This window comes from Actinomycetota bacterium, from assembly GCA_041658565.1.
Classification (GTDB): Bacteria; Actinomycetota; AC-67; order AC-67; family AC-67; genus JBAZZY01.
Genome location: JBAZZY010000015.1, coordinates 32,502 through 53,611 on the forward strand (window position 1 = coordinate 32,502; position 21,110 = coordinate 53,611).

A 21,110-nucleotide genomic window follows, 5' to 3' on the forward strand; every position below is an offset into this window, starting at 1 on the left:
GAACCTCTAATCGTGTGGGCGTTGCGCGCGTGCGCGGCCGTGACCGTTGCGACCACCGCCGGGATCATTGCCTCCCTCGCCGGCGAAACCGTCGCGTTCTTCCGCGAAGTGTCACCGTGGAAGTTCTTCACCGGCACAACGTGGGCGCCGACATTCGAGGCCGCCGGCGATCGATTCGGTGCGCTACCCCTTCTCACCGGAACCTTGATGGTCGCGCTGATTGGGATCGTGGTAGCCGTTCCGGTCGGCCTCGCGATCGCCGTCTATTTGAGCGAGTACGCGCGCCCGCGCGCGCGCCGCGTCCTCAAGCCGATCTTGGAGATCCTCGCAGGCATCCCAACGGTCGTCCTCGGGTTCTTTGCGTTGAACTTCGTCACGGGCGTTGTGCTGAAGGCGGTCATCCCCGGCGTCGAGACGTTCAACGTGCTCTCGGCCGGATTGGTCGTGGGGATCATGCTGGTGCCGACCGTGGCGTCCTTGTCGGAAGACGCGATGCGGGCAGTGCCGCAGGACTTGCGGGAAGCCGGCTATGGGATCGGCGCCTCGCGTCGGGAGGTCGCCACCAAAGTCGTGCTTCCTGCGGCAACCTCGGGGATCACGGCCGCGGTGATTCTTGCGCTGGCGCGCGCGATCGGTGAGACGATGATCGTCACCATCGCCGCCGGGAACCAGCCACTGCTGAGCTTCAACCCGCTGCACGCCGCCCAGACGATGACCGCGTACATCGTTGCGGTCAGCCTCGGGGACACTCCGGCGGGCAGCGTCGTGTACCGCACGATCTTCGCGCTCGGGTCCACGCTGTTCGTGATCACGCTTGGGTTGAACGTCATGACGTATCGGGTTGCGCGCCGCCTGAAGGAGCGTGGGCGATGAAGCCCGAGGCCGGGCTGTCGGCCGGACCCGACGCCGCGCGCCGCGCGCGCCGCGAGCGAACTTTCCGCGCATTCATGCTCGCTTCGCTGGGACTCGCGCTTTTGACTCTGGGCGCTCTGCTGGTGACCGTAGGGATCGACGGCATTCCCCGCCTGTCGTGGGAGTTCCTCACCGGCTTGCCGTCGCGGTTCGCGAGGCGGGCGGGTGCCGCTCCGGCAATCCTCGGGAGCCTTTGGATCATTGCGGTCTGCGCGGTGTTCGCGGTTCCGGTGGGAATCGGCGCGGCGCTGTACTTGGAGGAGTTCGCGGATCGCGAGAGTCGCATCAACCGCCTCGTTGAGGTGAACATCGCGAACCTCGCGGGAGTTCCTTCGATCATCTATGGGTTGCTCGGCTTGGCGATCTTCGTGCGCGCGCTCGGGATGGGCCGTTCGGTGCTTGCCGGCGGACTGACGCTCGGGCTGCTGGTCTTGCCGGTCATCGTTATCGCTTCGCGCGAAGCGATTCGCGCGGTTCCCACGTCGATTCGCGAAGCGGCGCTGGCGCTCGGAGCGACGAAATGGCAGACGGTCTCCAGGCACGTTCTGCCCGTTGCATTGCCCGGCGTCATGACCGGGATCATCCTCGCAGTTTCGCGCGCGCTCGGCGAAGCGGCTCCGCTGGTCACGATGGGCGCGCTGACGTACGTATCGTTCAGACCCAATTCGTTGTTCTCGCGATTCACGGCGCTACCGATCCAGATCTTCAACTGGACGTCGCGGCCGCAGGCGGATTTCCGTCTAACCGCCGCCGCCGGCATCGTGGTCTTGCTCGCAGTGTTGCTCGGCATGAACGCGATCGCGATTGCGATCCGAAACCGAGCCCAGAGGAAGTGATGTGTTCATGGCAACTGTGAAGGTCCAAAGCGCGCGCCAAAGCAACACGGTCGCCGGAGCCGTCGTGCTGCAGACGCACGATCTGACGGTGTCCTACGGCACCGCGCGCGCGGTCCAGGATGTCTCCATCGACATTCAATCCGCGCGAATCACCGCGATCATCGGGCCGAGCGGTTGCGGCAAGAGCACTTTGCTGAGGTGCTTCAACCGCATGAACGATCTGATCCCGTCGGCCAAGGTGCAAGGGTCGGTCACCTACCACGGTTGGAACCTGTATGAACCCGGGGTCGATCCCGTCGAAGTGCGCCGTCGCATTGGGATGGTGTTTCAGAAGCCGAACCCGTTCCCGAAGTCGATTCACGAGAACATCGCGTTCGGACTGCGGGTGCACGGCATCACCGGTGACCTGGACGACCGCGTCGAGACGGCGTTGCGGAGAGTGGCGCTTTGGGACGAGGTCAAGCAGAACTTGCGCAAGAGCGCGCTTGCGCTCTCGGGCGGGCAGCAGCAGCGGCTGTGCATCGCGCGCGCCATCGCAGTTGAGCCCGACGTGATCTTGATGGACGAGCCGTGCTCGGCGCTCGACCCCATCGCCACCGCGCGCATCGAGGATCTCATGCGTGAGTTGCAGAGCGACTACTCAATCGTCATCGTTACTCACAACATGCAGCAAGCGGCGCGCGTGAGCGACATGACTGCGTTTCTGACCGCCGAAGTCGACGAGGAACGCGGCACGCGCACGGGAGTTCTGGTGGAATACGACCGCACCGAGAAGATCTTCACGAACCCGGGCGATCCCCGGACCGAGGCGTACATCACCGGGAGGTTCGGATGACCGACGTTCGCCACCACTTCCACGAGGAACTGCGTCTCACCGAAGCACACGTGCAGTCGATGGGGGCGGCCGCGCGCGACCTGCTGAGCAAGGCGATGCGCGCGCTCGTCGCCGACGACGCCGGCCTGTGCGATCTGACGATCGCTGCCGACGATGTCGTCGACGAGTATTACCTGCGAACCGAGCAGCGCATCCTCAACCTGTTTGCCTTACAGACCCCGGTCGCCTCGGACTTGCGTCTGCTCACCGTGCTCCTTCACGTGAACATCCACCTTGAGCGAGTCGGGGACATGGGTGTCAACATCGCGAAGTTGGCCAAACTCGTCACCGGACTCCCGCGCAGCCCAACCGTCGTCGCGCACCTGGAAGAGATGGGCGGGATTGCGATCCGCATGGTCGAGGCGGCAATGGACGCATTCGCTCGGCGGGATCTGGAACTCGCCTACAGCCTTCCGCGAATGGACGAGCCCATCGACCGCTTGAACCGCGGCATGCTCGATGAAGTGCTGCGCGGCGCCGACGACCGACGGCTACTCGAGTGGGGGATTCGTATGAGCATGGTCTCCCGCCAGATCGAGCGCACCGGCGACCACGCCGTGGACATCGCCGAACAAGTCGCGTTTCTGGCGACGGGCGAATTCCGCGAGTTCGGCGACGCGTCTCACCCCGAAATCGGCATCCGCGGCATCGAGTAGCGCGAGACCCCGCCGAAGCTAAGCCTGGTCTGTCAGCCAGTGTTCTACCAACGGCCGAACCTCTTGCAGGCAACCCACGAGCGTGTGGGCGTTGCTCAGTGCGCTCGCCGGATGCGTCGCAGTGATCCCGACGACGCGAGCGCCCGCCGCAAGCGCGGCTTCCACGCCGGCCGGTGCGTCTTCGACAACCAGGCACGCCGCCGGGTCGGTTCCGAGGAGTTCGGCGGCGAGTAGGTAGCAGTCGGGAGCAGGCTTTCCTCGCGTCACGCTGGTCCCGTCCACCACCACCTTTGGAACCGGAAGTCCCACCCTTGCGAAGCGCGCGCGCACCTTTCCCGCATGGCTGGAGGTTACGAGGGCCCACCGGTCGCGGGGCAAGGCCGCAAGAAGTTCTTCTGCTCCTTCCATGGGCGGGAATCTGAGCCCGGGGTCGTCCACGAGCATCTGGAGTTGCGCGTACTCTTCTCCGCTATTCAGGTGGCCGGCGACCTCTTCGATTGTGTCGATCGGTCGCCGGCCGTGAGTGGCCGCCCAGACCGGATCGAAATCAAGGGCATGTCGCGTCGCCCAGGTCTGCCAGACGGTGCGAAACGCTTCGGCGGAGTTCAGTAACACCCCATCCACGTCCAGCAGTACCGCTCGCATCACGATGGCCTTCCGGCCTCGTCCGCCGATGCGATCTCCGCGCCGATCATGGAGACGATCTCGGCCGGACTGTGGAATAGATAGCGTGGTGCCTCGGACTCCAGTTCCGTCCGCGAGCCGTACCCCCAAAGAACTCCGCCCGCTTCCATGCCGTTGCGGCGCGCGGCCGCTACGTCGACGGCTCGGTCGCCGATCATGAGAGAGGCCGAGCCGACCATGCCCTTGTCGCGCAATGCCGCGATCTGCTGCCATTTCTCGATTCCGGTGTCGCCGCCGTCGACGAAGCGGAAGTGATCCAAGAGGCTGAACATCTGAAGGATCTTATCGGCGAAATCCGCGCGTTTGGAGGTGCAGACGGCCATGGGGACGCCGGCTTCGCTGAGGTGCGCGAGCATCTGTGGGATGCCCGGGTACAGAACGTTTTCCGAGAACCCGACTTCGGCGTATCGCTCTCGGTACTTCGCCACCAGACTCCCGATCTCCCGAGTGTCGGTTGTACCGACGAGGGCGGAGAACGCCCTGTCGAGCGGCGGCCCGATGTATTGCGTCAAGTCGGACGGCGTCCGAGGCGGGTATCCGTGGTTGGTCAGGGCGAAGTTGAGGCAGCGAGAGATCCCCTCCAGCGGATCGCTCAAAGTTCCGTCAAGGTCGAAGAGCAGAAGGTTCGGCGGGCGACGGCCGGTTGATTGGGTCCAAGTGGAGTGTCCGAGTGGGCTCATGCGAGTTCCAACTACACCGTCGGGTCGGCTGATTGCAAGACAGGCGTGACGCGACCCTTGAGCGCCGAACCCAGTCTGTGTAGAATCCCACACATGGCCACCAACCTCGCACTCGACGACGAGCTGTTGACTGAGGCCCTGCGCGTGGGCGGGCACAGGACGAAGAAGGCGACTGTGACCGAGGCACTGCAGGAGTACATCGCACGGCGCAAGCAGCAGCAGGTCGTGGAAGTGTTCGGCAAGATCGACGTCGATCCCACGTACGACTACAAGGCGCAACGCCGGCGGGCGTGAACGTCCTCGTTGATACCTGCGTATGGTCGCTCGCGCTGCGTCGTGACGAGCCGCGAGGGACGCCGCACGAGTCCGAGTTGGTAAACCTGATTCGTGACGGGCGCGTGCTGATGCTGGGCGCCGTGCGTCAGGAGCTGCTTTCGGGGATTCGCCGGCCCGCTCAGTTCCGGGCGGTGTGCGAACTGCTCCGGGCCTTCCCCGACGTCCGGCTCGATGAGGAGGACTACGAGGAAGCTGCGCGGTGTTTCAACACATGCCGGGGGCGCGGCCTGCAGGGCTCGAACACCGACTTCCTGCTGTGCGCTGTGGCCTTGCGTCGCGAGGCTCCGATCTTCACCGTGGATAAGGACTTCCCAAGGTTCGCGCGCGCCCTGCGCGTCAAGCTGCATTCGCCGTCCGGGTGACGGCCTCGCCTACCGGCGGAGATTTGGGAGAGAGTTGGTGTATCCATGCGGTACGGGAGTTGTTCGGGAGGAGGCCGCGTGGCACGCAAGGTCAGGATCACCGCTCAACCTACCGCGCGCGACTACACCGAGAGGTTCGATCACTTCCTCCCCGGGGATCGGCCCGGAGGGCGAACTCTTCAGAGCTATCGGGAGGAATTCGGGCCGACGCTGGAAGGGGAGGTGAGGGGTCCATTCGGCTCCGCGTACCGGGTTTCGCTTGCCGCGCTTGGCCGGTTTTCTCCTGACACGTACATCAAGCTTCAGTTCGTCGTCTCGCGGGAGGGCGAGGACTTCGGATGGATCCACCCCGACGCGATCGTGTTGAAGGAGTTCGAACTGCCTGAAGGCACCGTGCTCCCCGGCACGTAGTCGGATGTTGCGGGGATCGGTGGATGAGAAAGGCAAGCACACTGATCTTGGGCGCCGGGTTGGCCGTCTGCGGCACCGTCTTACTCGTGTACTCATTCCCGTTCGTCACCTGGATGGCTTTCGCAGCGTTCCTCATCGGTCTTGAATGGGCGGCGGCGGTGCTTCCGCATCGACCCCAACTCCGCTCCGGTTGCGGCTGGGGTCGCCCGACGTCCTACACTGTTATTCGCACGGAGTTTGCTGTGTAGCGCCGGCCGGGGGAGTCGTCGGAATGCGCGGTTTCGCAGTCGTGGCGGTGGTTGGATCCTTCGTCGTAGGCGCGGCGGCGGGCAGTTTCGGGAGGCTTCTGTTCCGGCCCCATCGGGGGTTGACGCTTTTCGCGCTGCCGGTGCTTCTTCCCTGGGGCTTGCACCACCTCGAGATCTTGCGCTTTGCCGAGTCGGCTGGTGCGGGTGACCTGGGAGCCGCTCGGATCGCCGGGCCGGTCACGCTTGCGGCGCTCACCGCGGTAGTCCTCGCGGCCGCGCGCCGGGCCCCGTTCCTCGTTGCGGGCATTCCGCCCGCCGGCTTTCTGGTTGCTTTCTATGTGACCTTTCCGCTCGCTTCTTCGGCAGTCCCCGGCCGCGACATCGGCTACGACAATGTGGGAACGGTGTGGCTGTTCGTCTACACGGTTGCGGCAACCGCCGCCCTGCTCGCGTACTTCCGACCGCCGGTGCTGTCGTCTACGCCGGCGGCCTGACGGCGCGCCACCTTGAGCATCGGCCGCACGGTATCCTGAACCTGTGTCTATTCAACGACCGCGCCGCCCGCCTCGTCCGACCGGTGATCCCGATCTGGATGATCGTCTCATCCGTTTTGTGGAGGGGCTCGATCCGGTAGATCAGCGCATTGCGCTGGAAGCCGTCGCGACGCTGTTGCAGCTTTCCCACGACAATGTCTCGCGCCTTGACCGCAAGATCGCCAACACGGCGCTGAAGGAGATGCGACACGCGTTCAACGTTTTCGCTCCGCTGCGCGCTCGGCGCAAGGTCACGATCTTCGGCTCGGCGCGTACGCCCAAGGGTCATCCCGAGTACGAAGCGGCCAAAGAGTTTGCGCACGAGATGGCGGCGCGCGGTTGGATGGTGGTCACGGGCGCGGGTCCCGGCGTCATGGAGGCCGGACATGAAGGCGCCTCGGCGGAGCACTCCATCGGGGTCAACATCATCTTGCCGTGGGAGGCGAAGCCCAACCCGGTGATCGCCGACAACCCCAAGCTCATTAACTTCAAGTTCTTCTTCACTCGCAAGTTGATGTTCATCAAGGAGTCGGACGCTTTTGTGTTGTTCCCCGGGGGGTTCGGCACCCTCGACGAGACGTTCGAACTGCTCACTTTGATTCAGACGGGCAAGAGCGACTTGCACCCGATCGTGATGGTGGACGTTCCAGGCGGTACCTACTGGCAGCGTGTCGAGGCGTTCATGCGCGAGGAGCTGCTCGCGAACATGTTCATCGAGGAAAGTGACTTCGACTTGTTCCGGATTACGGACTCGGTCACCGACGCCATCTCGGAAATCGAGCAGTTTTACCGCGTGTATCACTCTGAGCGCTGGATCGGCCGCGACCTGGTGCTGCGACTGAATGCGGCTCCCAGCGATGCGATGATCGCGTCGCTGAACGAGGAGTTCGGCGACTTCCTGGAGTCGCCCGTTGTGCGCGTCGAGGTGTCGGATGCCGAGCGTCGCGATGGAGACGTTCCGGATCTGCCGCGCCTTGCGCTGCGGCCGGACCGCGCGCGCATCGGGCCCCTGCGACGGATCGTGGACCGCTTGAACGCAGAGATCGAGCTGTGATCAAGGTTCTGTTTGTGTGCGTCCACAACGGCGGACGCAGCGTCATGGCGGAAGCATTCGCGCGCGCCGTGGGACTCGACGCGCGAAGCGCTGGAACCGTCCCGCAGCCCGTTCCGCATCCTGAGGTCGTCGAAGCGATGGGTGAAGTCGGCATCGACGTGTCGGGACACCGCGGGGAGTTGCTGACCGACGAGATGGTCGGGTGGGCGGACCACGTGATCACGATGGGGTGCGCGGTGGACGACGAGGCGTGTCCGGCGATTCGGTTGCGCGACGTCCGGGACTGGGGACTTGCCGATCCCAAGGGTCGCCCGCCCGAAGAGGTCCGCGCGATCCGAGACGAGATCCGCGCGCGCGTCGCGGCGCTTCGCTCTTAGGTCGCTTCGCTCACCGAACTCATGTTGAAGTCGGCGATGCGAAGCGGCGGTGCTTTTGTGAGCAAGAACTCGTCGTTCTCGCGCGGCAACGCGAACTGCGACCTGCCGACCTCGGTCGTCTGAGCGAGCGTGTCCAGCGGACTCATGTTGAAGCGGAAGTTGTTGACGGCCGCGCGAACCTCGCCGTCTTCGATCAGGAACACTCCGTCGCGCGTAAGGCCGGTCAGAAGCAGCGTTTGAGGATCGACGACGCGGATGTACCACAGGCACGTCACGAGCAACCCGCTGCGAGTGCGCGCGATCATGTCGTCGAGGTCGGGTCCGTCGCCCGTCATAACGAGGTTGGAGACAAAGGGGCGCACCTCGGCTGCTCCCGCGCGCGCGGCCCACGAGCGCGTGGAAGGCAGTGCGTGAAGAACTCCGTCCTTCGCCCAGTCTGTTCGCGATATCGCAAGGCCGTTGTCGAACAGCGATTGCGAATCCCGTGAAGCCATGGCGACGACGAAGGGCAGGGTTTCGAGTCCCGGCTCCGCGGGGTCCGAGTAGTAGCCGACGTTCGTGGGGTAGAGGCGTTCGCCGATGCGATTCCCACCGCCGGGCTTCGCGTAGACCGAGCGGCCTTCGTCGGCGTCGCGCGCGCCGGAGTAGAAGTACGCCTCCAGCGCGATGTCGGCCGCTCCCGAGGGCTCGAGCAGGACTTCGTACCGCCCGGCCGGGAGACTCTGCGCGCGCGCCGACCATTCGAGGCGCTTTCGCAGTCGTTCGTACATCGCGTTTGCATCCACGTTGTCGAACGCGGTGGTCGCGTGTCCCGTCCAAGCGGAGCGTTCGAGGTCGGCGCTCTTGGCGGTCATTTCGATCTTGCCGCGACGCTCGGTGTAGCGACGCCGCATCCCGTTGGACGCAGCGACCCATATCGTGGACATGTCGTGCTCGGCGAATCCAAAGGTCCGGCGGTCTTCGCTGTCGGCGCGCGCGAAGACCGCAGCCAGGCCCGGCACTGCGCCGGCCAGGACTTCGATTCCGGCTTCCGGCGCCGGGTCGGTCCACTCCCCAGGCGAAGGCGCGTCAACCAGCGAGAAGTAATCATGCGCTTCCGGTGCGGCGGTGCACGCGGCCTCGGATTCGCGCACGACGTCCTCGAGGAGATCGTCGGGGAAGAAGGTGCGCGCGGCGGTCCCGACGCGACGCCCGATGATCGAGATCACGACGAGTGAGTGTGTGACTCCGGCGCCGTTGGTCGTAGATGTGTTGTTTGCCCACCGCAAGTTTGCCGAAGACGAGTGGGTCGCAATCACAATGCAGTCGTCGGCGCGCGACAGTGCGAGCACGCGCTCGACGACCTCGTGCATTCGCGTCATCGGCCTGCCTCGCCCGAGGTGTTCAGCACGTTGATTCCGCGGAACAGCGCTGCGGGGCACCCGTGGCTGACCGGTGCGACTTGGCCCGGCTGTCCCTTGCCGCAGTTAAACGCACCGCTGAGCACATACGTAGATGGACCTCCGACGGCTTCGAGTGCGTTCCAGAACTCGGTCGTCGTCGCTTGGTAGGCGACGTCGCGCAACTGACCGGCGAGCCGTCCGCCCCGGATCTCGAAGAAACGCTGCCCGGTGAACTGGAAGTTGTACCGCTGCATGTCGATCGACCAAGAGCGATCGCCGACGATGTAGATGCCGCGCTCGACTCCGCCTATCAGTTCCTGCAGCGTGAAGTCGCGCGCGGCCGGACGAAGCGACACGTTGGGCATGCGTTGCAAGGGAACTTGTGCGGGTGAGTCGGCGAAGGCGCAACCGTTGGAGCGCCCGAACCCGAGTTTGCGGGCCATCTGGCGATTGAGTTGGTACCCGACCAAGACCCCGTCGCGAACGATGTCCCATTCCTGGGCCTCGACTCCCTCGTCGTCGTAGCCGACGGTGGACAAGCCGTGCTCGGCGACACGGTCTCCGGTGACGCGCATGACGGGCGAGCCGAACTGCAGAGAATGCAGCTTGTCCAGGGTTGCGAAGGATGTGCCTGCGTAGTTGGCTTCGTACCCGAGCACTCGGTCCAGCTCGGTCGAGTGGCCGATCGACTCGTGGATGGTCAGCCACAGGTTTGTGGGGTCAATGATGAGGTCGTAGCGTCCCGGCTCGACCGAGCGCGCGCGCATCTTCTCCTCCAGCAGATCCGGAATCGCCTCGACGTCGGTCGCGTAGTCGTAGACGCGCGCGCAGTGCTCCCATCCGCGCCCGGCCGGGGGGGCGACGGTCCGCATCGTGTCGAACTCGCCGTCGGGAGCGATACGAGTCGCCTCGACTTCGGACTCGAGCCTGACGCGCTGCTGGGTGATGCGCGCCCCTGTGAGCGACGAGAAGTATTTGTTCTCCATCACCTGGGAAAGGCGCCCGCTTGCGTGCTGGACTTTCCCCGATGCCAGCAGACGTTCGTTCATCTCGAGCAGAAACCCGATCTTTTCCTCGTCGGGAACCTGGAGCGGGTCGATTTCGTACTCCGAGATCCAGGTCGCTACGTGGGCGGGTTCCGCGGCCAACTCGACGGGTTCCGAGTTCAGTTCGGCCAGCGCCCGTGCGACCTCGACTGCCCGGGTGGCCGTCGCGGTCACGGCGTCTGCGGACTGGTCGACTCCGGAGGCGAAACCCCACGCGCCGCCGTGGACGACACGGATCCCATAACCGACGATGTCGGCGTTGGTGACGTTTTCGAGTTCACGATCGCGCGCGGCGATGTGTTGGAGTTTGTGACGTTCGAACCGGAAGTCGGCGTAAGTTGCTTCGAGTTCGGAGGCACGCAAAAGCGCCGCGTCTCCCAGGGATTCGTAGGGGAGCGCGGCGAAGTCCGGATCCAGCAGGGGAGGAGTCATCGGAGTGCGGAGCCATCTTACGCAATGCATTGCGAGATGTGTAGGCAGAAGCATTCCGGTGGCGCGGCGTCCGGGTTCGTGAAACACTGGCGGTGTCGGGGTCGCATATCCACGAGTCGGCGAGGTTGAACATGGTGAGAAGCGAGAACGAATCCACTCCAGCCGTTCAATCGGCGAAGTTGCATCGTGAGCAGTTGCGGATCGCGTTGTCCGCGCTCGAAGACGCGATCTCCGCCGCGGCTTTCGGCCGTGAGCAGGAGTGGTTCCGAGGCGTTTCCGATCGGTTGCATGACGTCGCGAAGGCATGGGACGACCACATCCGCGTCACCGAGAGCGCAGAGGGATTGTTCGAGGAGATCCGCGATCGCGAGCCTCGCCTCGCAGTCAAGCTCGACCGCTTGATCACCGACCACGTTGAGATGCGCAAGATCATCGCCGACCAACTGGCCGAGTTGGTCTCGTCCGACCCGGCGAAGATCGATGATTTTCGGGAGCAGCTCTTGGGGACTCTCGGCAAACTCGCTCGTCACCGTCAGCGTGGCGCGGACGTCCTTTACGAGGCGTACTGGGGTGACGTCGGGGGTCAGGGCTAGGGGGCGACCCCCCGCGCGCGCCACAGGGCGCGCGCCAGGCTTCGCGTGACCGGCCCTTCGGGCCATGTTCCGATGGGGCTGCAGGACGTTACGGGTTCGATTCCGCGCAGGGACCCCGTGACGAAGACCTCGCTCGCGCGCGCGGCGCGCGCGCTCGAGACGGCCTCTTCCCTGACGGGGATCCCTTCATCCGCGGCCAGGCGCATGACCGCCGCGCGCGTGATGCCGGGCAGGATCCGACCGTCGGCGGGCGGGGTGACGACGCGGTCGTCCTCGACGATGAACAGGTTCGCGCGCGCGGCCTCAAGCAGTTCGCCCCCGTCGGCTATCAGCGGTTCCGAGCCATCCGGCAAGGGTTTCAGCAAGGTTCGGTCGCGCCACTTGTGTTCCCCGAGGCCGCCGCGGACCGGCAGCAGGAACAAGCGCGCGCTGCCCGGATCCGGCGCAGGTCCGGTCGCGATTTCGAACTCGCCGCGGGGCAGCACGTCCAGGCGCAGGCGCGCGCGCCCAAGGGTTTGCGTGGCCCGGTCAATCACGCGCGCGCGCACCTCTGGCGGCACATCCATGCCGTAAAGCGCGCGCAGGCTGCCGGCAAGTCTCGTCAGGTGTTCGTCCAACTCCAGGGCGACACCGTCGACCACCAGCAGGGTCTCGAAGATGCCAAGGGCAGGGTCGGGCTTTGTTTCCAGCACGGCGCCCGCCGCGCGCAGCAACGGGGTGGCTTTCGTCAGACACTCCTCGAACTCAGATGCAGGGTCCGAGTCCGCGACGATCCCGCCGCCGACCCCCAGCCACGCGCGTTCGCCCGAGAACTCGAAGGTGCGGATGGCAACGTTCATCTCCAACCCGGCGATGGGACTCACGTAGCCGATCGCGCCGGTGTAGACCTCGCGCGCGGTCGCCTCCAGCGCGGTGATCAACTCCATCGCGCGGATCTTGGGTGCTCCGGTGACGGATCCCGGCGGGAAGCAGGCACGCAACAGATCGGCGTCCGTCACCTCAGAGCGCAGTTCCCCGACCACGTCCGAGACCAAGTGCCAGACGCCGGGATGCTCCTCGGCGCGCGCGAGATCGGGAACGCGCACACTTCCGGGGCGACACACACGCCCGAGGTCGTTGCGCATTAGATCCACGATCATGACGTTTTCGGCCCGGTTCTTTGCGGATGCGATGAGGTCGTCTCGTTGGGCGCGCGCGCGCGCCGGGTCGGTATCGCGCGCAGAAGTCCCCTTGATCGGCGCGGTCCGCACGTGCCGTCCCTCGCGACGCAAGAACAACTCGGGAGACATGCTCGCCACCGCACCCCAGGGGCCCGACAAGAAGGCTGCGTACGGCGGCTGCAACGACGTCACTGCGCTCGCGAACATCGCGGCCGCCGATCCCTGGAACCGCGCTTCCAAGCGCGCGCAGACGTTGGCTTGGAAGATCTCGCCCTCGGCGATGTGCTCCAGGCATCGGGCCACAGCGTCCTCGTGCGCCGCGCGTTCTGGAATCACTCGAAAGGGTTCGAACGAGAACCCCGCGAGTTCGGAAGGAGTCGCGTCCATGCGCGCGCACAGCAGTTCGTAGCGCGCGCGCAGTGCCTCGTCGCGCTCCGGTGTCCACAACGCCTCGAACCGCCACTCGCCGTCGTGAAGCCGGAGCAGGTGGTCGTAGAACGCCAGATGGAACTCGGGCAGCGGCGTCGGGCGCGGCGGCGAGGGCGGCAGCTTCTCCAGGCGCGCGCCGAGTCCGTAGCCGAGGTAGCCGAACCACCCGCCCCCGACGCCGTCACCTTCCGTGGGGGTTTGGATTGGGGTGGACGCGAGGGCCTCGAAGGGATCGCCGTCGGCGATGGCGATCGGCTCTGAACCGATGAGCGCGCCGCCGCCGGCCCACGCCCCGATCAGGGCGAAGGGAAAAGAGTCCTCTGCGACGCGCAGCGCCGCTTCTTCGGGCGCCGCGCGCGAGGGGATCGGCTGAACGATCAGGCGCGCGCGCACGCCGCCACGATTCCACACCGGCGCGCGCGCGGCCACTTAGACGTCCGCGGCCTCCCGGCATTCGGCGACGAGGCCCCGGGCGAGTTCGGTGACGGCTGCGGCGACTGCAGGTGTCATCCCGATACCCGCGCCGACCTCTTCGGCCTCGATTCCAACGATTACCAGGCGTTCTGGGAGTCGTCTCAGCGCGCGCGCCAACTCAACCGCGTCGCCGATCCCGAGTGCATGGGAGCTGTCCCGGCGCGCGCGGTCGGGGATCCGCTCGTTACCGACTTCTATGCGATGAGTGCTTCCGGGAACGCCCGTGCCGCGCACGGCGTCAACGACGATCGCCAAACCGGCTCCCTCCCATAGCTCTATCAGCTCATCGGGGGTTCCCTCGTGCGCGTGCGTGGTGACGCCATCGATCTGTGCTTGACCTACGAGTCGTGCAACCTCCAGGCCCGCGGCGTCGTCGCGGCGAAAGGTGTTGCCGACTCCGATGATGACGACGTTCACGGCTCTCGTTCGATCCGCAGGTCCAGGAAGTGTGTCGCACACGAGATGCAAGGGTCGTAGTTGCGGATCGCCTGCTCGCATCGCAGGGTCAGTTCCTCGGCGGGCATCTCGATGCGCGGCTCGACGAAGCGCAGCAAGTCATCCTCGATCTGCGCCTGGTTCTGAGATGTCGGAGGGACGATGCGCGCGGTCTTGATGAGACCCTCGGCATCGATCTCGTAGCGGTGGTACAGGATTCCGCGTGGCGCTTCGGTGCAGCCGTGGCCGACTCCGGCGCGCGCCTGCGCGTCCACGAAAGGCCGGTCGGGAACTTCGTAGTTCTCGATTATCCGAAGCGCTTCGTCGCATGCGTGCAGGGTCTCCACGGCGCGCACGATGATGCTTTGGAACGGATTGCGGCACTCGGGTCCGAGTCCGGCTTCAGCTGCCGCTTCGCGCGCGACCGGGGCGAGTTGCGCAGAGTTCAGGCTGTAGCGAGCGAGCGGACCTACGAAGTAGAAGCCGCGGTCGCGCACGCGCGAGTGCAGGGCGGTCGAGTGCGGGACGTGCAACTCGGTGAAGGTGTCGTCGAAGTCACGCACCGCGATGTCGATCCCTTTGTTCGAGACGATGCGGCCGTCGAGGATCGCGTACTCGGTCGGATGCCGCAGCGCAACGAATTCGTAGTCCTGCTCGAAGTCGGGGAAGTCGAAGCCGGCAACCATACGTACGGTCTCGAGCGACGCGTCCCGCGCCCAGCGAAGACTCTCCGCCAGTTTCGTGAAGTCGCTGCGGGTCGGCGCGCGGTAGAAGCCGCCGACGCGAACGTTGATGGGGTGAATCGCGCGCCCACCTACGACTTCGAGGATCTCGTTGCCGACCTTCTTCAACCGAAGTCCGCGTTCGACGATCTCGCGGTGGTCTGCCGCCATCTCGATGGCGCTTTGGTAGCCGAGGAAGTCGGGCGCGTGCAGCAAGTAGATGTGCAGCGCGTGGCTTTCGATCCATTCGCCGCAGTACAGCAGGCGGCGCAGTTCGCGCAGCGGCCCGTCCACCGTGATCCCCAGTGCGTCCTCGATTGCTTGGCACGAACTCATTTGGTAGGCGACGGGGCAGATGCCGCAGATGCGCGCGGTGATGTCCGGTGGTTCGGTGTAGCGCCGTCCCCGCAGGAATGCCTCGAAAAACCGTGGCGGTTCGTAGATGCGAAGCTGCACGTCGGTTACGCGTCCCTTGCGAACGTGAACGACCATCGCTCCTTCGCCCTCGACGCGCGCCAGGGCATCAGTGCGTAGCGTGCGGCTACCGGGCGCTTTGTGCGTCATGCGCCGTGCTCTCCTTCCGGAACGGCTCGGCTCCGGCGTTGAACGTGCGGAACATACGGGTCAGGTCGCCCGGGCGCGCGCCGAGCATTCCCAGGCGCGCGGCGAGTGACACGGTGTTAGCCGACTCTGACGGGCCGAAGCACGCGTAGCAACCCCGCGCGTATGCGGGGCAAAGTGCGCCACAGCCGGTGTGCGTGACCGGGCCCAGGCACGGCGTACCGGAGGCGACCATCACGCATACGGTTCCGCGGCGCTTGCAGTCCAGGCACACGCTGTGGTTTGGAATTACGGGTTTGCGTCCGTGAAGGTGCGCGGTGAGGACCTCCAGCAGTTGGCCCTTGTCGATCGGGCACCCGCGCAATTCGAAGTCCACGGGTACGTGGTCGGCGATCGGCGTCGAGGTCTCGAGCGTCTGGATGTAGTCGGGGCGCGCGTACACGGCCGATGTGAATTCCTCGACATCGGCGAAGTTGCGCAGAGCTTGGATCCCGCCGGCCGTAGCGCACGCGCCGATCGTGATCAGAAAGCGCGACGATGCCCGGACGCGACGGATTCGCTCGGCGTCCTCGGCGGTGGTGATTGATCCTTCGACGAGCGACACGTCGTAGGGGCCCTTCACGATCGCGCGCGACGCCTCGAGGAAGTAGGCGATGTCCACTTGCCCGGCGACGGCGAGCAGCTCGTCTTCGCAGTCGAGCAACGTGAGCTGGCAGCCGTCGCACGAAGCGAACTTCCACACGGCGAGCTTAGGACGGGGACTCATCACAGGCTCCTGACGCTCATCAGGTGCTCGACCGCGTCATAGGAAAAGACCGGCCCGTCCGCGCAAACGAACACTCCGCCGAGTTGGCAGTGGCCGCAGTGTCCGATCGCGCATTTCATGTTGCGTTCGAGGGAGACTCGGATGGACTCGGGCGAGATATCGCGGTCTACCAATTCGGAGGCCGTCGCGCGAATCATGACTTCGGGACCACACACGAAAGCTACGGTGTTCAAAGGATCGAAAGGCGCGCGCGCGAGCAGTCCGGTGACTACTCCGACGTTCCCGCGCCATGCGGTATCGGCGTGGTCTACGGTGACCTCTAGATCCAGATCCAGGCGGCTGCGCCAGGCTTGCAGGTCGTGCTCGAACAGCAGGGTCTTGGGAGATCTGGATCCGACCAAAACCGAGATGCGCCCATAGCGTTCGCGCCGGGCCAGCAATTGGTAGATCACCGGACGTAGTGGTGCGAGCCCGATGCCTCCGGCGATCACCAGCACATCGGCCCCGGCGGCGCGGTCGGTGTCCCACGTCGTCCCGAAGGGCCCGCGAACCCCGATCACGTCGCCGGGCTTTGCCGCGCACAGCGCGCGCGAGACCGCGCCGACCCCCTGGATGGTGTGCAGCAGAGGACCGGCGCGCGTCGGGTCACCGCTGATCGAGACCGGGATCTCACCGATTCCGAATGCGTACAGCATGTTGAACTGCCCCGCGGCAAACTGCGTCCCGTTCCCGTCGAGCGGTTCGATCGCGAGCGTCATGACGTCGCGAACCTCACGGCGCGCGCGCGCGACTCGATAGGGGCGGGGCCGCATCGGGTCCGCCTGCGGGGCCGTCATCGCGTCATTCATTCCCATACAGGTCGAGCAAGCGGAGCCGTGCCGACTGCATTCGCCGGGCCATGATGCCGGCGAAGCGTTTCATGAACTCGTACCCCAGATGCGGGTCTTCGTCGCACTTGGCGCGCAGGCAGGCGCCGTCCAGCGCGATTGCCCGCACGAGGTCAACGGCGCGCGCGTCGAATTGCCAGCGGTACGGGGGGAATATCCACGAGACGCCGAGCACGTCGTGCTCGTCGAGTGTGTCCAGGATCAAGGCCCCGCGCTCCGGTGCGAATACTTCAAGCGCAACGGTGCCGAGGCGGATCACGTAGAAGCGGTCTGCGGGCTGGCCCTCGCGCGCCAGGTACTCGCCGGGTTCGAAGTGCGCAGTCTGGGCGCAACCTGCGATGAACTCCAGCGTCGGCTGGTCGAAGCCCTGGAAGAACTCATGTGTGGCTAAGTACTTGTCGAGTGTTTGGGTCTTCATTTCTTGCTCCCCTCTGTATCCCGAATCGCCCGGACTTCCTCGGTGATGTCGATGCCGACCGGGCACCAAGTGATGCACCGGCCACAACCCACGCAGCCCGAACTTCCGAACTGGTCGATCCACGTTGAGAGCTTGTGGGTCATCCACTGGCGATAGCGCGCGGCGATGCTGCTGCGAACGCTGCCGCCGTGCAGCCGCGAGAAGTCCATGGTGAAGCAGGAGTCCCAGCGCCGCGCGCGCTGCGCGGTGTTGCCGGTCAGATCGGTGGCGTCCTCGACCGTTCCGCAGAAGCACGTCGGGCAGACCATGGTGCAGTTAGTGCACGCCAGACACCGCTGCGCGACCCGGTCCCAGGTCTTGGACTCCGCGTTTCGCTGTAGGAGGTCTCGGATGTCGAAGGTGTCCAACTCGCGCCCCATTGCGTTTGACGCGCGCTCGATGACGGCGTCCGACGCGCGCGAGTCATCGGCCGTAGCGGTCTCGTGTGGTACCGACGCCAGCGTCTGCGCGCCGCGCTCGCTCCCGGTCTCGACGAGAAACCGTGTCGTATCTCCGGCGGTGATTTCGGTGAGCGCCAAGTCGAAGCCTGTTTCAGCCCGTGGTCCGGTTTCCATCGAAACGCAAAAACACGTGCCGGCAGGAGACGAGCAGTTCACGGCGACGATGAATGCGCGCGCGCGGCGCGCGGCGTACGCGGGGTCGGCGTAGCCGTTTCCCAGGAAGACTCGATCTTGGATTTCGATTGCGCGGAGTTCGCATGCCCGAACGCCGAGGAATGCGTACGCGGGGGTTTCTTGTTCCGGCGGCGGGCGCATCGTGAACCCCTCGGCGTCGCGTTCGGCCGTCCACAGCACGCTGTGCGGCGGGTACAGGAAGCGCTTCCACGAGTGTGGTCCGACGGCGTATCCAAACAGCGCGCCGTCATCGCGCCGGCGAAGTCGGTAGGTGCCGCCGTTCTGCTCGTCGGTCCATCCCTGGGGAAGGTCGGCTGCCGACGTGATCTCGTCGTAGACCACGGCGGAGTCGCGAACAACCGGACCGACGACGACGTATTCAGCCGCGCGCAGCGCGGCGATCAGCGCATCCAAGCCCGCGCGCTCGAGGACGGCGGGGTGGCCGAATTCCGTCACCGATCTCCCCCCTGGGGTCGTGTGCGGCAACAGCCTTAGCGCCTCCGCAGCCCCCGTATAGGGTCGAAGGTCCCGTCCGTGCCCGTTGAGGACCGGCGCGCCGGTTATTCGCCGGGCGAAACGGGATGATTCGGGCGCGCGCCGGCGTCGCGCAGGTGCACCGTTTGGACCGGGATCGGGATCTCGATGCCTTCTCGCTTGTAGCGCTCGTGCAACCGCTTCACGAACTCGTGCTTGATGGCGTCTTCGCTGGAGGACTCGATCGAGCGCAGGACGACTGTGAATCTGATGCTGTGGTCGCCGAACGTGTGGTAGCGGATGAACGGATCGAACTGCGGTACCCCCCCGGGAACTTCGCGCATGACCTCGCGCGCGACATCGATCGTGACGCGCTCCACGGAGGCGAGGTCACTGTCGTAGGCGACCCCGATGTCGAGTGTCGCCGACGTCTGGCGTTCGGGTTGGTAGAAGTTCGTGACGATCGCCGTAGACAGGCGCAGGTTCGGCACGATGACGACGTTGTTCGGCAATTGGCGCAGCGTCGTGTTGCGCCAATTGATGTCCAGGACGTATCCCTGATCGCCGGAGTCGAGCCGGACGAAGTCGCCGGGCGCAACCTTCTTCGACGCGATGATGTGCAACCCCGCGAATAGGTTGGCGAAAGTGTCCTGTAGAGCGAGCGCGATCGCCAGACCTCCGACGCCCAAAGCGGTCAGAATCGGCGCGATCGAAATGCCGAGGGTCTGCAGCAAGATCAGCGCGCCGACGACGAAGACCACGACGCGTGTGATGTTGACGAAGATCGAGCTGGATCTGATGACTCCCGCGGTCTTCAGCGAATACAACTTCACCGCGTCGCCTGCCAAACGGCCGGCGACCAGCGTTGCCGAGATGATCACGATGATCAGCAGAATGCGCTCGGCGATGTGCGCGACGTTCGACTGCAGCGGAAGAGCCTGAACGGCGGCGTACGCTCCGGCGACGGTGAACCACGTGAGCACGACATCGTGGACTGCCGACACGATGATGCTGTTGCCGCCCCAACTGGTTGCGGTTTCCGAGTGGCGAACGCGCGCCGCGACGATGCGGTACACGATCCACCCGAGAACGATGCTGCCGACCAGGAATCCGACAGCGAGGGCTGCGCTATTGACGCTGAGTTCGGTCACCCGTTATCTCCTCCGGTCGGGCGGTATTCGGCCCGGTTCCATCTCAGGAGTCCAGCCTACCCGGCCGGCGCGCGCCTCTTGCGCTCAGCGGCGGATGCCGACGAAGAACTCCGGGGCGAATACCCCCTCGAACCCCGTTCGCCGCGCGACGGCGCGCGCGTCAAAGCCTGCGGCATCGAGCAGGTCGAGCCACGTGGCGCGCGGGAACAGCCCCAACCGGTGCTCTTCGAACAATGCGCGCGCCGGCCCTTCGCCTTCCTTCAGCAGGTACGCGAAGGACGTGACAAACCACGTCTGTCCGGCGACCGGCGCTTGCGACCATTCGAGGTACCGCATTGCGCGACCATCGCCGTCGCGACCGCCGGAGTCGGCGCGCGGCAAGAACGACTCGGAGGTGTGGTCGGGGGTAAACACCGCAACGCCGTTCGCGGTGAGGTGCGCCGCCGCGGTAGCGAACACGGCGGCGAGGTCGTCCTCGGTCGTCATGTACGCGATGGCGTCGTGAACGAACACCGCGTCAAAGGTGCGCCCGAGCCGGATCGCGCGCATGTCGCCTTCGACGTGGACGCACTCGGGATTCAGCGCGCGGCTTACCGCGAGCATGGCGGGGGACAGATCCACCAGGGTCAGGGCGAAGCGCCGCTTCATGTGCGATGCGTTGTTTCCGCCTCCGCTGCCGAGTTCGAGGACCTCGTGAACGGGCGCGCGCGCGGCGGCTTCGATGGCGTCGGCAAACTCGGCGGCCTCGGCTTCGTAGTCCTCGGGCGCGCTCAGCAGCGGCCACCATTCCGCGAGTTCGGAATACATCAACAGGTCCATAGTCCCCAGTCTGACATCCGGAGCCACCCACCGCGAGAACTCGCTCGCAGTGGGATAGCGTGATCCCGGTTTTCGTTGATGCAGGCGTTGATGCGGCCGGTGGACGAGGATGATTAGGGGCCGAAATCGAAGAACCCCCCGGAATCCGGGGGGTTCTTGACGAATGCGACCGGTCAGTTCTTTGGGACGAAATACACGTCGGTCGGCTTCAGCTTGCTGTTGCGCTGGAAGCGAGGCCGGACTTCCATGCCGATCCAGTCCAGGGTCGCCTCAGCGGGATCCAAGCCGATGAGGCGCGTCAGGAACAAGGTGTTGACGTCGTCGAACTCGATGAGAGCGAGCATGTACGGCGTCTCGGGCAGGAACTCCTCCGAGCCGAAGTGGCAGACCGTGAAGGCGTGCACGCGCGCCGGGCGGTCGGTGATGTCGATCCACTTAGTCTCGGCGCCTGAGTACATGTCGTTGCCGCGGGGAGTCGCATACGTGTAACCGCTGTCGGGCTCCTGGGTTGCCAGAAGCTTGCGGTTCGACGCCGCGGCGAACCACGGGCTGTCCTGACCGTAGGAGTGCAGATACGTGATCTTGTATTCCTGCTCGATCTGGATCGGCGACATGCGCTTCAGGAACGCGAGCGCATCGGGGTCGGTCTCCACGGGGAATGGAACCCCGTGAACGATGAATCCGCCCAGGGACTCCTCGCGCTGGTCGGGTATCTTGGCCATGG

The 21,110-nt window shown here is 65.4% G+C and carries 26 protein-coding genes; 12 read left to right on the forward strand and 14 right to left on the reverse strand.

The window, feature by feature from the left end; genetic code table 11:
* Positions 1-12: 12 nt before the first annotated feature.
* The 4 genes from pstC to phoU are packed head-to-tail and all read left to right on the forward strand — an operon-like array spanning position 13 to position 3,278.
* Entirely contained in the window at positions 13-873 is an 861-nt protein-coding gene (pstC, locus tag WDA27_09060; GenBank protein MFA5891082.1) for a phosphate ABC transporter permease subunit PstC, read from the forward strand.
* The gene (gene pstA, locus WDA27_09065) at positions 870-1,748 is read left to right on the forward strand and encodes a phosphate ABC transporter permease PstA (GenBank protein ID MFA5891083.1); all 879 of its coding nucleotides are present in this window, start codon (positions 870-872) and stop codon (positions 1,746-1,748) included. The genes pstC and pstA overlap by 4 nt, the downstream gene beginning before the upstream one ends.
* A 7-nt stretch (positions 1,749-1,755) precedes the next feature.
* The gene (pstB, locus tag WDA27_09070) at positions 1,756-2,583 is read left to right on the forward strand and encodes a phosphate ABC transporter ATP-binding protein PstB (protein MFA5891084.1); all 828 of its coding nucleotides are present in this window, start codon (positions 1,756-1,758) and stop codon (positions 2,581-2,583) included.
* A complete protein-coding gene (gene phoU, locus WDA27_09075) occupies positions 2,580-3,278 on the forward strand; it encodes a phosphate signaling complex protein PhoU (GenBank protein ID MFA5891085.1) in 699 nt (232 codons plus the stop codon). Before pstB ends, phoU begins: the two co-directional genes overlap by 4 nt.
* Positions 3,279-3,296: 18 nt before the next feature.
* Here the strand turns inward: phoU and WDA27_09080 are convergent, their stop codons facing one another.
* Together WDA27_09080 and WDA27_09085 are read right to left on the reverse strand one after the other, a co-directional pair.
* Positions 3,297-3,923 carry an HAD-IA family hydrolase gene (locus WDA27_09080; GenBank protein MFA5891086.1) on the reverse strand — a complete coding sequence of 209 codons (627 nt, stop codon included), beginning with the start codon at positions 3,921-3,923 and terminating at the stop codon, positions 3,297-3,299.
* Entirely contained in the window at positions 3,923-4,642 is a 720-nt protein-coding gene (locus tag WDA27_09085; protein ID MFA5891087.1) for an HAD hydrolase-like protein, read from the reverse strand. Before WDA27_09085 ends, WDA27_09080 begins: the two co-directional genes overlap by 1 nt.
* A 93-nt stretch (positions 4,643-4,735) precedes the next feature.
* Between WDA27_09085 and WDA27_09090 the strand changes: the two genes are divergently transcribed.
* From WDA27_09090 to WDA27_09120, 7 genes are all read left to right on the forward strand, one after another.
* A complete protein-coding gene (locus WDA27_09090; protein ID MFA5891088.1) occupies positions 4,736-4,936 on the forward strand; it encodes a type II toxin-antitoxin system VapB family antitoxin in 201 nt (66 codons plus the stop codon).
* On the forward strand, positions 4,933-5,340 hold the full coding sequence (locus WDA27_09095; GenBank protein MFA5891089.1) for a PIN domain-containing protein: 408 nt from the start codon (positions 4,933-4,935) through the stop codon (positions 5,338-5,340). The genes WDA27_09090 and WDA27_09095 overlap by 4 nt, the downstream gene beginning before the upstream one ends.
* Positions 5,341-5,418: 78 nt before the next feature.
* Positions 5,419-5,751, forward strand: a complete 333-nt coding sequence (locus WDA27_09100) for a hypothetical protein (GenBank protein MFA5891090.1) — start codon at positions 5,419-5,421, stop codon at positions 5,749-5,751.
* 23 nt (positions 5,752-5,774) lie between these two features.
* A complete protein-coding gene (locus WDA27_09105; protein MFA5891091.1) occupies positions 5,775-5,999 on the forward strand; it encodes a hypothetical protein in 225 nt (74 codons plus the stop codon).
* 23 nt (positions 6,000-6,022) lie between these two features.
* Positions 6,023-6,493 carry a hypothetical protein gene (locus WDA27_09110; GenBank protein ID MFA5891092.1) on the forward strand — a complete coding sequence of 157 codons (471 nt, stop codon included), beginning with the start codon at positions 6,023-6,025 and terminating at the stop codon, positions 6,491-6,493.
* Positions 6,494-6,536: 43 nt separating this feature from the next.
* Positions 6,537-7,586 carry a TIGR00730 family Rossman fold protein gene (locus WDA27_09115; protein MFA5891093.1) on the forward strand — a complete coding sequence of 350 codons (1,050 nt, stop codon included), beginning with the start codon at positions 6,537-6,539 and terminating at the stop codon, positions 7,584-7,586.
* Positions 7,583-7,963, forward strand: coding sequence for an arsenate reductase ArsC (locus WDA27_09120; GenBank protein ID MFA5891094.1), 381 nt, complete (start codon positions 7,583-7,585; stop codon positions 7,961-7,963). Before WDA27_09115 ends, WDA27_09120 begins: the two co-directional genes overlap by 4 nt.
* Here the strand turns inward: WDA27_09120 and WDA27_09125 are convergent.
* Complete coding sequence (locus WDA27_09125) at positions 7,960-9,324, reverse strand: metallopeptidase TldD-related protein (protein MFA5891095.1); 1,365 nt, start codon at positions 9,322-9,324, stop codon at positions 7,960-7,962. The genes WDA27_09120 and WDA27_09125 overlap by 4 nt on opposite strands.
* A complete protein-coding gene (locus WDA27_09130) occupies positions 9,321-10,823 on the reverse strand; it encodes a TldD/PmbA family protein (GenBank protein ID MFA5891096.1) in 1,503 nt (500 codons plus the stop codon). The genes WDA27_09125 and WDA27_09130 overlap by 4 nt, the downstream gene beginning before the upstream one ends.
* Before the next feature lie 131 nt (positions 10,824-10,954).
* Here WDA27_09130 and WDA27_09135 point away from each other — a divergent pair, with 131 nt between their 5' ends.
* Complete coding sequence (locus WDA27_09135) at positions 10,955-11,416, forward strand: hypothetical protein (protein MFA5891097.1); 462 nt, start codon at positions 10,955-10,957, stop codon at positions 11,414-11,416.
* Here WDA27_09135 and WDA27_09140 read toward each other — a convergent pair.
* The 10 genes from WDA27_09140 to WDA27_09185 form a co-directional block, all read right to left on the reverse strand.
* Positions 11,413-13,434, reverse strand: coding sequence for an aminodeoxychorismate synthase component I (locus tag WDA27_09140; protein ID MFA5891098.1), 2,022 nt, complete (start codon positions 13,432-13,434; stop codon positions 11,413-11,415). The genes WDA27_09135 and WDA27_09140 overlap by 4 nt on opposite strands.
* Positions 13,435-13,896, reverse strand: coding sequence for a hydrogenase maturation protease (locus WDA27_09145; protein MFA5891099.1), 462 nt, complete (start codon positions 13,894-13,896; stop codon positions 13,435-13,437).
* Entirely contained in the window at positions 13,893-15,200 is a 1,308-nt protein-coding gene (locus WDA27_09150) for a Ni/Fe hydrogenase subunit alpha (protein ID MFA5891100.1), read from the reverse strand. Before WDA27_09150 ends, WDA27_09145 begins: the two co-directional genes overlap by 4 nt.
* The gene (locus WDA27_09155; protein MFA5891101.1) at positions 15,178-15,966 is read right to left on the reverse strand and encodes an oxidoreductase; all 789 of its coding nucleotides are present in this window, start codon (positions 15,964-15,966) and stop codon (positions 15,178-15,180) included. The genes WDA27_09150 and WDA27_09155 overlap by 23 nt, the downstream gene beginning before the upstream one ends.
* On the reverse strand, positions 15,963-16,799 hold the full coding sequence (locus WDA27_09160) for an FAD/NAD(P)-binding protein (protein ID MFA5891102.1): 837 nt from the start codon (positions 16,797-16,799) through the stop codon (positions 15,963-15,965). Before WDA27_09160 ends, WDA27_09155 begins: the two co-directional genes overlap by 4 nt.
* Before the next feature lie 4 nt (positions 16,800-16,803).
* Positions 16,804-17,268 carry a cyclic nucleotide-binding domain-containing protein gene (locus WDA27_09165; protein ID MFA5891103.1) on the reverse strand — a complete coding sequence of 155 codons (465 nt, stop codon included), beginning with the start codon at positions 17,266-17,268 and terminating at the stop codon, positions 16,804-16,806.
* Positions 17,265-18,398, reverse strand: a complete 1,134-nt coding sequence (locus tag WDA27_09170) for a 4Fe-4S dicluster domain-containing protein (protein ID MFA5891104.1) — start codon at positions 18,396-18,398, stop codon at positions 17,265-17,267. The genes WDA27_09165 and WDA27_09170 overlap by 4 nt, the downstream gene beginning before the upstream one ends.
* A gap of 104 nt (positions 18,399-18,502) precedes the next feature.
* On the reverse strand, positions 18,503-19,567 hold the full coding sequence (locus tag WDA27_09175) for a mechanosensitive ion channel family protein (GenBank protein MFA5891105.1): 1,065 nt from the start codon (positions 19,565-19,567) through the stop codon (positions 18,503-18,505).
* Positions 19,568-19,651: 84 nt separating this feature from the next.
* A complete protein-coding gene (locus WDA27_09180; GenBank protein MFA5891106.1) occupies positions 19,652-20,386 on the reverse strand; it encodes a class I SAM-dependent methyltransferase in 735 nt (244 codons plus the stop codon).
* A 173-nt stretch (positions 20,387-20,559) separates the two neighbouring features.
* Positions 20,560-21,108, reverse strand: coding sequence for an OB-fold domain-containing protein (locus tag WDA27_09185; protein MFA5891107.1), 549 nt, complete (start codon positions 21,106-21,108; stop codon positions 20,560-20,562).
* Between the last annotated feature and the right edge of the window lie 2 nt (positions 21,109-21,110).